Here is a 14306-nt window from a genome sequence, read left to right as displayed (position 1 = left end):
TGGTTAAAAAACTAATGACGATCCGTCTTATAAATATTGGACAAACATGGTTTTTTTTATACTCTTTATAAAATGAAGGTAGAAAAAAAATCTAAAAGCGACATTTAAAGCCCTCTCCTTTGGAGAGGGTTTGGGTGAGGCCCTTATCCGGCATTAACCATATTAAAAGCATCGGGTGGCGACAAGCTGTATACATGAGCTGTGTTACCGACATGGATCTCATACTCATCATTCGCAAAAGCGCTGATTAAACCATCAGCAACTTCACTTGGCGGTATGCCGTTTTCGCCGCCTATTTCTTTTGAAAATTCAGTATTAACCAAAGGTGGCATTAACTCAAATACTTTAATATTGGTTTCTTTTAATGCAAAACGCAACGCCTGGGTATATGAATGTAAAGCCGCTTTACTTGCCGAATAAGTTGGCAAGGTACTACGCGGTGTCAACGCCAATATCGAGCTAACATTAACAATAGCGGCTTCAGGCGAAGCGGATAAACTTGGCAAGAATAGCTCAGTAAGGCTTATTATCGAAAAGAAATTGGTGTCAAATTCTTCACGGCTTTTTTGTTCTGCGTTGGCTTCTGCAGTAAGGTTGTAAACATAGGTGTGCCCGGCGTTATTGATCAGGATATCCAACCCGCAAAAATCTGCTTTGACGGTGGCTACTAACCTTTTTACATCATCGGCATTAGTTACATCGGCAGCTATGGTAGTTACATTGGTTAGGCCTGCGGCTGCTTTTTGCAGCTTATCGGCATTGCGGCTGGTAATAATTACTTTGTTATTTTTTGCACTTAATTGTTTGGCTATCGCTAAGCCTATGCCTGATCCCCCACCGGTTACCAGCACTGTTTTGTTTGTAATATTCATTTTGTTAATTATTAAATTATGTTGTGAAAATTTGTTTTTTAATGATCGTTCAATACCATTTTTACCGGGCCGGTTTTACGTTTCATTACCAGTAATAATAAAGGCAGCGCCAGCGCGAAAAGTAAGCCGATAAGCAGGTACGAGTCCAGGTAACTTAATAAGGTTGATTGCTTAACTACTGACAGGTCTATCATCTTTATCGCTTTTTGATGGGCCTCTGCCAGTCCGCTGCCTTTTGTTTGAAAATAACTTGTAAAATTGTTGATCCGTTGGGTCACCAGTGGGTTGCCATCGGTGATATTGGTAATCAAGTCTGTTCGGTGGAATGCTGTCCGGCGAGTTGAAAAAGTGGTGATGATGGAGATCCCGAATGATCCGCCCAATTGTCGCATCATATTATTTAGCGCGGTGCCCTGCGGCATATCTTTTGCAGGTAACGACGATACGGCTAACGAACTCAAGGGTACCGTTAGCAAAGCCATACCCAGTGCGCGAAATATTAACCTGTAGGTGATGTACGATGTTGAGGTTTCCAGCGTGATTTGCGACATAGACCAGTTAAAGAATATAAAACTGATGAACCCAATAAATATCACCAACACCGGCGACACCCCGCTTTGCAACATTTTGCCCGTAGCTATCAGCGCGAATACGGCAATGATGGCGCCGGGTAATAATAATAGGCCGGTTTCGGTAGGGGTAAAGCCTAATAGCCGCTGCGCTATTACCGGCGTTAAAAATATAGAGGTAAACATGCCCATGCCGGTTATAAAGGTTAATACGGCGGCAATGCTAAGCGATTTGCTTTTCAGTACACGCAGATCGACCACCGGGTTGGGCGTGTGGAGTTCCCAAAAAACAAAGGCGGTTAAACTAAGTATGGCGATGAGGGTAAGTACGGTAATATACCCGGTTGCAAACCAATCTTCGGTTTGACCCCGTTCAAGCACGGTTTGTAAGGACCCTATGCCGATAGTTAACAGGATGATACCCGTCCAGTCGATACTGCCCGCTTTTGGTTTGATAGCCGGCTCGGGCAGTAAAAAATAGCAGGATGTGGCCGCAGCTACACCTAACGGGATATTGATGTAAAAGATCCACGGCCACGAAAAGTTTTCGGTGATATAACCGCCAAGGGTAGGGCCTATTGTTGGGCCTATAAATACGCCTATCCCAAATAGCGCGCTGGCGATACCCAGTTTTTCCTTCGGAAATTGCTCGTACACCACAGCTGCCGAAACGGATAACAGCGCTCCGCCGCCTAAACCCTGTAAAAACCTGATTAGCACCAGCTCAGAGATTCCCGAAGCATTACCGCATAAAAACGAGCAAAGCGTAAACAGGATGATGGACCCTATATAATAATTACGACGGCCCAGCTTAGCAGATAAAAAGCTGGTCATGGGGATGATGATAACATTCGCAATGGCGTAGGAGGTAATTACCCAGGCTGTATCCTCTAAGGTCGAGCCCAGATTACCGCTCATGTATGACAGTGCTACGTTAACGATAGAAGTATCTATCAACTCCATTATTGCGGCGCATATAACGGTTATTATCAGTATTTGTCTTTTTAACGGTCTCATTGTATTTTATACCAATCGGTATATTTATTGTTATATGTTTTAACTATTTGATACGTGTTTAGCGATGCAATACTACAATATAAAAAATACCAATCGGTATTTTTTATGTCAAATTTTTTTATGACTTCATTTGGTTGATCAATAACTCAACGGTACCTAAAACCTTCTCCAGGTTGGCGTGGCTGTTAGTTACTTTTGATATCATGATACCCCCCTCAATTAAAGCGACGATACTTATAGCTGTTTGATTGATGTTAACATCCGCTTTAAATTCGCCGGCTGCTATGCCGCCTTCTATAAGTTCGGCGATATTCTTCTTCCATTTTAATACAGCTTTGGCGGCTTTACCTTTTAAAAGATCATTGGTATCATCAGCCTCTACCGCGGTATTCAGGATAGGGCAGCCACCCCGGGCGGCTAAGGTTTCGCTGCTGTAAACTTTGGTGTAAACCATTAGCTTATCATAAAAAGTATCAGCCTGAGCTACGCGTTTGGCTATCATATCGGCTGTGCGGCAGGAGTTATAGTCGAACACCGCCAGGGCTACTTCTTCTTTGTTTTCAAAATTACCATATATGCTGCCTTTGGTAAGGCCTGTAGCCTCGGTAAGGTCGGCCAGTGATGTACCCGCATACCCCTTCTTATTAAATACTACCGCGGTAGACTCAATAATAAACTGGCGGGTGCGCTCTGCTTTTGATAATTCCTTATTCACGCCACAAATATACCAATTGGTATTTAATTTATTGTTTTTATTGTGTAAATAATTGACAATGACGCGTTATGGGATGGAAATGGATACCGGCCGCTGCGAGGGGCATGGTGCAGGCCGCGCTTAAGGCCTGACGGCGTATGAATGAACAGCCCGGCCCGCCAAGCGGCGGGAAACGCCCAAAACATACCAAACCTAATTATTACCTTTGCGCTATATTTAAATAAATACCTTGGATACCGCAATACCAACAAACAAAGAATTTGATTTTGCCGCCGGCGAACTGCTGCTGGTTAATAAGCCCTATGAATGGACAAGTTTTGATGTGGTAGGCAAGCTGCGTAACTCTTTTAAACCGTTAAAGTTAAAAGTGGGGCACGCCGGCACGCTTGATCCTTTGGCTACCGGCCTGCTAATTATCTGCACCGGTAAAATGACCAAGCAGATAGACACGTTCCAGGCCGAAGAAAAAGAATATACGGGTACAATGATACTGGGTGCTACTACGGCATCATACGATATGGAAACCGCTGTTGAAGAAACTTTTACCACAAGCAACCTTACGGATGAGGCTATACGTAATGCCTGTGAACAATTTACCGGTGACATACAACAATACCCGCCCGCGCATTCGGCTATTAAAATTGATGGCGAGCGCCTTTATGAAAAAGCACGCCGCGGCGAAGAAGTGGAGCTAAGGTTACGCAGCGTTACCATAACCAAGTTTGAAATTACCCGCATAGCATTGCCCGAGATTGACTTTAGGGTAGTATGCAGCAAGGGTACTTATATCCGGTCGTTAGTTCATGATTTTGGCAAGGCGTTAAACAACGGGGCCTACCTGTCGAAACTAACCCGCACCCGCAGCGGAAACTTTAAATTGGAAGATGCATGGGAGGTGATGGACCTGGTAGCAGTAATCAAGGAGAATAAGGTGATTAAATCGGTGTAATCGAAAAACTATCTGTGCAATCAAACAAATGAAGATCTACCATCATATTGATGAATTTAAGCCTGTTAAAAATGTCGTTGTAACTATCGGTACATTTGATGGTGTACACCTGGGGCACCGCAAAATCATATCGCGCATAAAGGAGTTGGCCGATGCAACGGGCGGCGAAACGGTTATCCTTACTTTTTTTCCGCATCCCCGGATGATATTGCACCCGGAGGATGAAAGTATAAAACTGATCAACACCATTAGTGAAAAGGCTGCATTGCTGGAGCAATTAGGCGTTGATCATTTAATCATCACTCCGTTTTCAAGAGACTTCTCTAACCAAAGCGCCGAGGATTATATCCGCGATGTGCTGGTTGGTAAAATAGGTACCAAAAAAATTGTGATAGGTTACGACCATCGTTTTGGTAAGGACCGCCGCGGTGGCTTGAGCGATTTGCTCCAACTGGCGCCAATTTATGGTTACGAGGTAATTCAGATACCCGAGCAGGATATTAATGACGTAGCGGTAAGCTCTACCCGGATCCGCGAAGCGTTATTAGTTGCCGATATTGACCTGGCTAACCAGTTTTTGGGCTATCCGTTCTTCATCACCGGCAAGGTTATCCGGGGCGACCAGATAGGCCGCCAAATTGGTTACCCTACTGCCAATATCCAGGTCGAAGAAAGATATAAGCTTATCCCTGCCGATGGCATCTTCGCTGTTAAAGTACAACACTCGGGTACTGAATATAAAGGCATGGCCTATATAGGCAGCCGCCCTACCATTAACGGCATGAATCGCAATATTGAAGTTAACCTGTTTGATTTTGATAAAGAAATTTACAACGAAACCATCCGTATGGAGTTCCTGCATTTTATCCGCGGCGACGTTAAATTTAATGGCCTGGACGAATTAAAGGTGCAAATAGCCAAGGATAAGGAAGACGTTTTAAAGTTAATTGGTCAGTAGTCATCGGTCATTAGTGATTTTTTTATTAATTGCGGAACTTTAATTGATAGTTTTGTTATACCTATGAATTAGTTATTGAAAATACCCCCAATGACTAATGATACATGACCAATGACTAAATTAAACATCGATAAAAGCGAAAGCGAATTCCTGAACAAAACCATCACCCATTGGGAAAAAGGAGGTTTGTTGAGTAATGAAAAGGCCGAAAGCCTGCGCAGCTCTTATGAAGTAAAGGGGTTTGACTGGATGCGGCTGGCCAAGTATTCGTTTTGGATAGCGCTGATCTGTGGCGGGGTATCATTTACCTTTTTGATAGTTAACGACGTGGTGGTTAACTGGCTTAAGCATTTGTATTATACGCCTGATATCATCATCAGTATATGTTCGGCTATTTTAGCGGCCTTCCTGTTTTTCTGGGGGCGTCGCCGTGAACGATTATATCCCGAAAAGATCTTCAGCAATGAAGCCGTAATATTTACCGGCATACTGTTTACTGCCTGCTGCATAGCTTACCTGGGCAAAACGCTGGACAGAGGGACGGGCCATTACTCGCTGCTTTTCCTGCTGTCGGTTTTTGTGTATGGCTTTTTAGGCTGGCGGATGAACTCGCGGTTGATCTGGATCTTCGCGCTGATATCATTAGGCAGTTGGTTTGGTACCGAAACCGGTTTCCAAACCCATTGGACGGATTACTTTTTAGGAATGAACTACCCGCTTCGTTTCGTTGCATTCGGTAGCTTGTTGGTTGCAGCCTGCGCGGTGCTGCGCAACCGTAAATGGTTTAGCTACTTTGCCGAGCATACTTACGTAGTTGGGTTGTTGTACCTGTTTATGTCGCTTTGGTTGTTAAGCATATTTGGCAACCTGGGTAGCCTTGACAGGTGGTACCATATCAAGCAGATCAGTTTATTTTATTGGGGCATTATTTCTATGTGCGTTGCGGGTGGCTTCCTGCTGTTTGGTTTAAAAAATAAGGATGATATCTCGCGCGAATTTGGCATCACATTTCTAATTATTTTTATCTACACCAAATATTTTGAATATTTTTGGGACAATACCAACAAGACGGTTTTCTTTGCTATCCTGGCAGCCTCGTTTTGGTTGATTGGAAGAAAGGCCGAGAAGATTTGGAACTTAAAAAGTAAAACCCCGGCTGTATAACAAAACCTTATTTAAGACTAACTAATGAAAAGATCTATTTTTTTATGCGCTTTGTTTTTTTTGCTGATAAGTGTCGCTCAGGCACAAAAACATAGTGTCGATTTTTATAAAGAAACATATCGCAGAGGTTTTGTAACCCTACATAGTGATACTATTCCATATCAGAAAACATTTTTTAATGAGTTTCCTTCCAACTTTAAAGAGCTTAAAAAGCTATATGGCTGGACCGAGCAGACCACTTATGGACGCACGTTAACTTATGTGCCTCCCTATTATTTCACCCGGTTTTTCGAGATAAGGTGCGTAAGCCATAAGGCGTTAACCAAAAAGATAATCGATGTCTCTGTTAATGGCGTTTGGGTTGCTGATGCTATTGCGCTTTTTCAACGAGCCGCCACCAACTATGCCATTGCTTATAATAAAGAGTTTATTAAAGAACTGCAAACTCGCAGTAAAGCAGACGCAATTTCTGTTTGGGCTTTTTATTGCGATTATGAAAGTCCATATTATAGAAAGGAAGCTTATGATAAGCTGGTAAAAGCTACCGCGCCTAATAACAAAAAAATGGTTGAGTTGATAACAGCGGGTTATAAAAAAGCGGCCACCAGGTGGAAAAAACATTAATGTTTTAGGGTATTCGTATACTTTGGCTTCACCGCTAAATAAACCCTCTTTACCACATGATATCCGGCTAAGCCGAAAAATAAAATAGCTATAGCCGTGTTAATTACCCTGGTGCTAAGTGCGAATTTGCTTTGGATATATTGTGCAAACCTGGCGTATAAAAACAAACATAAAAACGACCCGCCTGCCGATCCGATGCTAAATATGATCAGCGCTATATTGCCGTCCAGGATCCATTCGTGTGTTATCAGATAAGTACCACATATCATCCAGAATGGTACCTGCATCGGGTTAACAAAACCTAATAGGATGCCGTATTTAATGCTGGCGTGTTCGCTGTATTTGGTTTCGGGTGGTTTGGTTCGGTTAAGCCAGGTTATGGTGCCTAACACTAAAAATAAGGCAACCATCACCCAATCAATCACTACATCTAAATGCACTTGTGCCGACAGCCATTTAGCTCCATGCATAATGATGAAAGTGAAGATAAATTCAGCGCAGCTAAACGCAATAATAAATCGCATAGCCTGTTTAAAGCCACGGTTTATGGTGATGCGTACAAGTGTGAGGTTGATGTTTCCGGGCGGGATATAGCCGATAAAGTTAGCTATAACGCCCAGGAAAAAGGTTAGCAGTATCATCGCGGTAAATATATGCAGTTAGTGTTATTTTAATATTATTAAATTTGTGCCCGCACATGGAATTAACAGAAGAACAACAGGAACGCATTGACATCATCCATCATAAACTAAAGTTTATAGAGCAAAAACCAACCGTAGCCTGCATAATAAATTTAGATCCGCTTATACTGGCCGATGATAACTTAATCGAACTCCTAAGTATAGCCGGCGGCACAGCCATCGGCGGTACTGCCGAAACCATGCTGCAGCTTAACCCGGATATAATTGTGCTGATGCCCGGCAACAACACCATTGCCCAAAGCATGACTGAGATTGACCAGTTATTGCAACTACCCGGCTTTGCTGATTTGAAAGCCATAAAAAACAATCGTTTTTATATTGCCGACGCCGGCCAATATTTTAATAATGCTGAGGCCGATAATTTTGTTGACTCAATAGAGTTACTGTCCGAGATCATTTATCCCAAACAATTTATTTTTGGGCATGAGGGGCAGGGGTGGATAAAGTTTAGTGTGTAATAATTTTTTTTCCACATCCATAATAACCACGAAGATCTCACGTTTACTTTTCAGTATAAAAAATGACCCGGCAATAAGAGCGTTCTGTTTTAGAAAAGAGTGCTCTTATTGCTAACCAAATTAAAATTTCACGTTAAAGCCGGCATAGTAATTTCTTAATGCCGATGGGTTATAAAAACGGTTTCCTACAGCATCAAGATCGGCGCCTAAATTATATTGTTCGTTAAGCAGGTTATCAACTCCCGCATAAATTTCTAATCGCGATTTACTGCTCAATTGATGTTGCCAGCCCGCTTTAGCCTGCACTAAATTGTATTTAGGCGCATAAAAGGTATTGGCTTCATTTAAAGGGATGCGTGCGGTTGCATTGTATTGGGTGTACAGGTATAATGACTGCGGGAACTTTACCTGCAAACTGGCAACGCTTACATTACGCGGCACACCGGTTAGCTCATTACCTGCATAGCCGGTAGTGGCATCGCGGTAATCGCCAAAAGTAAATTTGCTGATGGTTAATGATTCGCTTATTTGTAAGCCACGGATAAAGCCCTGGTTGGTTGGTTTTATGACCCAGTCAGTAAAATAAAGCTCTATGCCCGGCTGTTTAATATCGCCTGAGTTGGTATAGTATTCTGTAGACGCGGCAGTAAGCCTGCGTACAATGGCATTGTTTAAGTGGAAATAAAAGGCCGATACATCCAACAACATCGTTTCATCACTATTGCGCAAGCGGAAACCTGTTTCATAGCTCCAGCCATATTGCGCGCCTAAACTGGTGTTGATGATATTGTTCGATGGACGGATTTCTGCCGATGTTGGCGTTGAATACCCCCGGCTTGCAGATACTCTCCAAACAAAATTACCGGTAACCTGGTAAGACAACGCCAACCTTGGCATTACCTGGGGCGAAAATGTTTGTTTGGTAAATGCCGTTTGGTTACGTGGGTAAACATTCTTAAAATTATAACCATAAAAATTTAAACTGGCCGCGGCCTCCACATGCAGGCGGTCATATAAAGTTTCTTCATACCGCGCGAAAAAGAAATGCTGGCCGGTGTTAACCTTGTCTAAATTTTGGGCGGTGTCGCGTATGCCGGCGCGGTTGCCGTAATCGTTATTGTCGGCGTTGGTTTGCGCCCATTCCATGCCCACGTTAGCTTTCCATTTAAAATCCTTTTTAGGCGTCCCGGTAAACTCAAAGTAAGTACGCATGCCATAAGTACGCTCATAACGCTGCTCGTAATTGGTAATGAACGGATTGGTAAAGTTTACATAAGCGCCGTACACCGCAAATACATTGCGGATGTTAGGGGTGATATGCCACTCATTTACCGCGCCGCCGTAGGTCATTTTATTTTCTATACCGGCATTTTGCACCAAAGCACCCGGCACTACCGGGGTTGATGGACGTGCAGCTCTTGGGTCTATCGCTAATTGCGCCAGGGTCAGGCCTCCAGGCGTTTCATATTTAAGGTCCGAATAAAAGCTTAATATCTTCAGCGAATTAACGCCGCCATAAGTGATCTTATCGCTTGCCTGGAAATAATGACGGTACATATCGCTGTGTACGCGATAGCCATGATAGGTTTCGTAAGCCTGGCTAAAATTGAACTGGTTGTTGTTGCTTACCTGTTGCAAACCCACGTTTTCGTGCGCCAATCCGTAAGAGCCGCCTGTAAAACCTGCAGTAATAAAGTTGGTATTATCATTACGGTTAACCGGGTTAATTAAAACTACCCCACCCGAATTTGCGCCAAATAAACTGCCATCGGGGCCTTTTAATACCTCGATACCTTGTATGCTGTTAAAATCGATAACGTTTAAATAGGTATTGCCGCCTGCATCGGTTAACGGCAGCTCGTCGAAATAAATTTTAACATCGCGTATGCCGAACGGCGACCGCAATAAACTCCCTCTTACAGACAGCCGGTAACTGCCCGGCGACCGCTCTTCCATACGCACACCCGGAACAGTATTTATTACTGATACCAGTGAGTTATCGGGCTGTAACTTTAATTGCGCCGGTGATATCACACTTACCGAGGCTGGCACACTTAACATGGGCTGATCTGAAAGATAACCCTTTACTGTTACCGTACTTAAACTGGTTGTGTCGGCTTTTACGTTATTGGCTTTTTTTTGCGCACTGGCAATGCTGCCGGCTGCCAAAATAAACAGGATAGTGGAATAAATTTTACGCACGGATATAAATATATTAGGTTAAACAAAAATAGCCCTTTAGTTAACAAAAGGGCTATTTCGGTTTGTAAGATATTAGATACTTAAGCCCCAATCAACCCCCTCTATTCAGACCGATAATAAATTGTACTTTTTGCGTGGATAGTACAAGTTATGGCTGTACATTTAATCATGCATCCCGAACAGCACCTAAAAAGCTCTGATACCATCCGCGATATTGTTATCGGCATGTCCGACGGCTTAACGGTACCATTTGCCCTTGCTGCCGGACTAAGCGGGGCGATAAACTCGTCAGGCATTGTTATAACAGCAGGTATTGCCGAAATTGTAGCAGGATCTATAGCTATGGGTTTAGGGGGATTTTTAGCCGGCCGCACGGAGGCCGAGCACTATGCTGCCGAACTGCAACGCGAGTATGATGAAGTAGAGCGCGTGCCTGAGCAGGAAAAAGCGGAGGTGAAAGAAGTATTTGCCAGTTTCGGCCTGTCTGAACAGTTGCAAACGCAGGTAGCCGATGAAATGGCCAAGGATAAAGACAAATGGGTTGACTTTATGATGCGCTATGAATTAGGGTTAGAAAAACCGTTGGCAAATCGTGCTACACAAAGCGCCATTACTATCGGTTTATCCTATGTAGTTGGCGGGATTATTCCACTAAGCCCTTATTTTTTTGAGGCCAACTCGCAAACAGCGCTGGTATATTCATGCGTTATTACCATGATCTGCTTGTTTGTTTTTGGATATTTTAAAAGCAAAGTTACCGGTCAGCCACCTATAGCGGGTGCATTTAAAGTGTTAGTTATAGGCGCATTAGCGGCCGCTGCAGCATTTGGCATGGCCAAATTAATTACAGGGAAATAGTTTTGAGTTAACGCTACTCAAAACTCATCACCCACCACTCAGAACTTTATAAACTTATCTATCTGATCATTAATAAACTTCACCGTATCCTCTTTATACAGATCGCTGTACTCGTTAAACTCTGTTTTAATATTAGCTATATGCAGCTTTAGCGGCATAACATGTAGGTTAACATAGTGACATACCCCGGTAAAATGGTCAATGCCGCGTATGTTGCCATATTTGCCGGATGAGATCCCCACCAGCGCCGCTTTCTTCTCATAAAAACTATCCGGGAACGAACAGGCATCAATAAAGACTTTTAATGCGCCGGGGAAACTGCCATTGTATTCGGGTATAATGAAAATGAATTTATCGGTAGCGGCAACAATGTCCTGGATCTCCTGGAACTCGGCGCTGCGTTTTCCATATAGGTCTGTTTGTAAGATATTTGGCGGTAATTGCACCATGGATAATATGCCGGCCTCGACACCCTTTTCAAGCAGCGTTTTCTGGTAATAGCGTGCTACTTTAAGGGTCGAGCTCCCGGGGCGGTTGGTAGATGAAATGATAGTGATCATTAATTATTGAATTACTGAATTATAGAATTATTGAATTGGCTGATTTGGAAATCATTTAATCTAATAACACAATAATTCTTGCCTTAAATTGTTTGTAAATTGCCAAAAACTGTGGATTTCTCCTTTATTTAAATATATATCTTAGCGCTTGGTAAAAAGTTTCCCGAAGGTAGAAATTAATATTTCTTTTTTCGTTGTCAGTTAAACCGTTATAAAATTTTGGAGAAATAGAATGAGTAAAATTATTGCTTTAGCCAATCAAAAAGGCGGTGTGGGTAAAACCACATCATCCATTAACCTGGCGGCAAGTTTAGCCGTATTAGAGTATAGGACATTGTTAGTTGATGCAGATCCGCAGGCTAATGCCACCTCAGGTATCGGGTTTGACCCCCGCAACGTAAAAAACAGTATTTATGAATGCATCATCAACGAGGTTGATCCGCGCGATGCTATCATCAAAACCGAAACGCCTAACCTTGACCTGCTACCCGCGCATATTGATTTGGTGGGTGCCGAGATAGAGATGATCAATCTGGACAACCGCGAGTATAAAATGCAGGAGGTTTTTAATAAGATTCGCGATGAGTATGATTTTATTATTATCGACTGCTCGCCATCATTAGGTTTAATTACCATTAACGCTTTAACCGCTGCCGACTCGGTGATCATTCCGGTACAATGCGAATACTTCGCGTTAGAAGGCCTGGGCAAATTATTAAATACGGTAAAAATTGTTCAAAACCGCTTAAACCCGCAGTTAGAAATTGAGGGTATCTTATTAACAATGTATGATGTAAGGCTGCGCCTTTCAAATCAGGTGGTTGAAGAAGTGCGTAATCATTTTGAGGACATGGTATTTGATACCATTATACAACGTAATACACGTTTAAGTGAAGCGCCAAGCTTTGGTGTATCTGTAATTATGCATGATGCCACCTGTAAAGGCGCCATAAACTATTTGAACCTTGCCCGCGAAGTGATCAAAAAAAATGGATTAGTGAAAACCGAGGTAAGCGCAACAACAGAAACCGTATAGCATGAGTGCAGAAAAAAGGAATGCTTTAGGCAAGGGATTAAGTGCACTGTTAAACGACTCTGAAAACGTACTGCCTTATAAAAAACCAAATAGTAGCAATAATAACAATACCGGCGCATCGGCCGAGGTTAACGGGCTGGGCTCTGTAAATGATATTAAATTATCAGAGATAGAGGTTAACCCGTTTCAGCCGCGTACTGATTTTGATGAGCAGGCGTTGGCCGATCTGTCGGCTTCTATTAAGCTGCAGGGTTTGATACAGCCCATTACTGTTCGCCGCGTTAACGCCCACCAATACCAGTTAATATCAGGCGAACGCCGTTTACGTGCATCAAAACTGGCAGGGTTAACCCATATCCCGGCTTACGTACGCACGGCTAACGACCAGCAAATGCTGGAGATGGCGCTGATAGAAAATATCCAGCGCGAAAACCTTAACGCTATTGAAGTAGCTTTATCTTTTCAGCGGATGCTGGATGAGGTTGGCCTGAAACAGGAAGAACTGGGCGAGCGTGTAAGTAAAAACCGGTCGACCGTTACCAACTATTTAAGGTTGTTAAAACTTCCCCCATCCATCCAGGCATCTATCCGCGACGGTGAGTTAAGCATGGGCCATGCACGTGCGTTAATAACCGTTGAGGACCCCGCACAACAATTATATTTGCACAAACATATTATTCAGCAAGGTTTATCCGTTCGTAAAGTGGAAGAGATGGTGCGCGATCTGCAAAAGTTGCGTATCAAAAAGGAAGGGAAACAACCCGAGCCGCCGTCGTTTCAGATACAAAAGATCCAGGACGACCTGGCCTCTAAGTTTAGCTCGCAAGTTAAACTAAAAGTAGGCAGCCAGGGTAAAGGTGTTATTGAAATTCCTTTTTTGTCGGAAGATGATCTTGGCCGCATTCTTGAAATGTTGGATTGGTAAAAAATGCAGAGATACTTTTTAATTATTGGCTTATTAATAGCATTTAGTTTTTCGGCCATGGCACAAGTGCCGGTTGTGCCTTTAATGCCCGGCTCACAAAGCAGGGCCGATAGTATACAGGCACGTAAAGACACGGCCAAAGGCAAAGCTTTTGCGCCAAAATCAACTGTCGAAAAAGTTTATCATCCCGATAGTACACATAGCCCAAGCAAGGCATGGCACCGTTCAGTAATAATACCCGGCCTGGGCCAGGTGTATAACCACAGGATATGGAAAGTGCCGGTTATTTATACCGGGTTAACCTTATTGGTTTTAATGTACAGGTTTAATCAGGGCGCCTATACCGAGGACCTGGCTATAGCGCGGTACCGGGCCAAAGGTACGCAGCCCGCTCCCGGCGATAAGTATTATGACTTGTATCAATTATTTAAGGCCAACAACTATGACGATGCCGCAATTAACGACGCAGTAAGAGGTTATGCGCGTTACCGCGACTTAAGCGTATTGCTTTTTGTAGCAGCCTGGGGCATACAAACTATTGATGCTTATGTTGATGCCAAGTTTATGCATTCCTACTCTATGGATAACAATTTTAGCGTAAAGCTTGCACCTACTTTGATGAACCAGCCGGTGTATGCTCAAAATTTTGATGGCGCATTTATTCCGGGTTTAAAACTTACCTTTACACTCAGATAAAG

15 protein-coding genes are annotated in these 14306 nt (G+C 43.1%); 9 read left to right on the top strand and 6 right to left on the bottom strand.

Annotated features, from left to right (window positions below; genetic code table 11):
• Positions 1-143: 143 nt before the first annotated feature.
• The 3 genes from ABIB50_RS15750 to ABIB50_RS15740 form a co-directional block, all read right to left on the bottom strand.
• A complete protein-coding gene (locus ABIB50_RS15750) occupies positions 144-872 on the bottom strand; it encodes an SDR family oxidoreductase (RefSeq protein ID WP_429381122.1) in 729 nt (242 codons plus the stop codon).
• Positions 873-910: 38 nt separating this feature from the next.
• Positions 911-2458: a DHA2 family efflux MFS transporter permease subunit gene (locus ABIB50_RS15745; protein WP_429381120.1), complete on the bottom strand. Its 1548-nt coding sequence runs from the start codon at positions 2456-2458 to the stop codon at positions 911-913.
• A 118-nt stretch (positions 2459-2576) separates the two neighbouring features.
• Positions 2577-3173, bottom strand: coding sequence for a TetR/AcrR family transcriptional regulator (locus tag ABIB50_RS15740; protein ID WP_429381118.1), 597 nt, complete (start codon positions 3171-3173; stop codon positions 2577-2579).
• 229 nt (positions 3174-3402) lie between these two features.
• Here ABIB50_RS15740 and truB point away from each other — a divergent pair, with 229 nt between their 5' ends.
• From truB to ABIB50_RS15720, 4 genes are all read left to right on the top strand, one after another.
• The gene (truB, locus tag ABIB50_RS15735) at positions 3403-4122 is read left to right on the top strand and encodes a tRNA pseudouridine(55) synthase TruB (protein ID WP_429381116.1); all 720 of its coding nucleotides are present in this window, start codon (positions 3403-3405) and stop codon (positions 4120-4122) included.
• A 28-nt stretch (positions 4123-4150) separates the two neighbouring features.
• Entirely contained in the window at positions 4151-5080 is a 930-nt protein-coding gene (locus tag ABIB50_RS15730; RefSeq protein ID WP_429381114.1) for a bifunctional riboflavin kinase/FAD synthetase, read from the top strand.
• Positions 5081-5191: 111 nt separating this feature from the next.
• On the top strand, positions 5192-6244 hold the full coding sequence (locus tag ABIB50_RS15725) for a DUF2157 domain-containing protein (RefSeq protein ID WP_429381112.1): 1053 nt from the start codon (positions 5192-5194) through the stop codon (positions 6242-6244).
• Positions 6245-6268: 24 nt separating this feature from the next.
• On the top strand, positions 6269-6868 hold the full coding sequence (locus ABIB50_RS15720; protein ID WP_429381111.1) for a hypothetical protein: 600 nt from the start codon (positions 6269-6271) through the stop codon (positions 6866-6868).
• Here ABIB50_RS15720 and ABIB50_RS15715 read toward each other — a convergent pair.
• On the bottom strand, positions 6865-7509 hold the full coding sequence (locus ABIB50_RS15715) for a LysE family translocator (RefSeq protein WP_429381109.1): 645 nt from the start codon (positions 7507-7509) through the stop codon (positions 6865-6867). The two genes, ABIB50_RS15720 and ABIB50_RS15715, sit on opposite strands and share 4 nt — an antisense overlap.
• Before the next feature lie 56 nt (positions 7510-7565).
• Between ABIB50_RS15715 and ABIB50_RS15710 the strand changes: the two genes are divergently transcribed.
• Entirely contained in the window at positions 7566-8027 is a 462-nt protein-coding gene (locus ABIB50_RS15710) for an ABC transporter substrate-binding protein (RefSeq protein ID WP_429381107.1), read from the top strand.
• A gap of 120 nt (positions 8028-8147) precedes the next feature.
• On the opposite strand, the gene ABIB50_RS15705 is transcribed toward ABIB50_RS15710, so the two are convergent.
• Positions 8148-10088 carry a TonB-dependent receptor gene (locus ABIB50_RS15705; RefSeq protein ID WP_429381537.1) on the bottom strand — a complete coding sequence of 647 codons (1941 nt, stop codon included), beginning with the start codon at positions 10086-10088 and terminating at the stop codon, positions 8148-8150.
• Between the two features lie 291 nt (positions 10089-10379).
• On the opposite strand from ABIB50_RS15705, the gene ABIB50_RS15700 reads away from it, so the two are divergent.
• Positions 10380-11087 (top strand): VIT1/CCC1 transporter family protein, encoded by a 708-nt coding sequence (locus ABIB50_RS15700; RefSeq protein ID WP_429381105.1) that lies wholly within the window; start codon positions 10380-10382, stop codon positions 11085-11087.
• A 38-nt stretch (positions 11088-11125) separates the two neighbouring features.
• Here the strand turns inward: ABIB50_RS15700 and ABIB50_RS15695 are convergent, their stop codons facing one another.
• Entirely contained in the window at positions 11126-11647 is a 522-nt protein-coding gene (locus ABIB50_RS15695; protein ID WP_429381103.1) for an NADPH-dependent FMN reductase, read from the bottom strand.
• Between the two features lie 232 nt (positions 11648-11879).
• On the opposite strand from ABIB50_RS15695, the gene ABIB50_RS15690 reads away from it, so the two are divergent.
• Genes ABIB50_RS15690 through ABIB50_RS15680 form a run of 3 tightly spaced genes read left to right on the top strand, consistent with a single transcriptional unit; the run spans position 11880 to position 14304 of the window.
• Positions 11880-12683 carry a ParA family protein gene (locus tag ABIB50_RS15690; RefSeq protein WP_429381101.1) on the top strand — a complete coding sequence of 268 codons (804 nt, stop codon included), beginning with the start codon at positions 11880-11882 and terminating at the stop codon, positions 12681-12683.
• Position 12684: 1 nt separating this feature from the next.
• Positions 12685-13608 (top strand): ParB/RepB/Spo0J family partition protein, encoded by a 924-nt coding sequence (locus ABIB50_RS15685; protein WP_429381099.1) that lies wholly within the window; start codon positions 12685-12687, stop codon positions 13606-13608.
• 3 nt (positions 13609-13611) lie between these two features.
• Positions 13612-14304 carry a DUF5683 domain-containing protein gene (locus tag ABIB50_RS15680; RefSeq protein ID WP_429381097.1) on the top strand — a complete coding sequence of 231 codons (693 nt, stop codon included), beginning with the start codon at positions 13612-13614 and terminating at the stop codon, positions 14302-14304.
• The last annotated feature ends 2 nt before the right edge of the window (positions 14305-14306 follow it).

The organism is Mucilaginibacter sp. UYCu711 (assembly GCF_050433825.1).
GTDB lineage: Bacteria > Bacteroidota > Bacteroidia > Sphingobacteriales > Sphingobacteriaceae > Mucilaginibacter.
The sequence above is the reverse complement of the archived record's forward strand: the minus strand, read 5'-3'. Positions and strand labels throughout refer to the sequence as shown.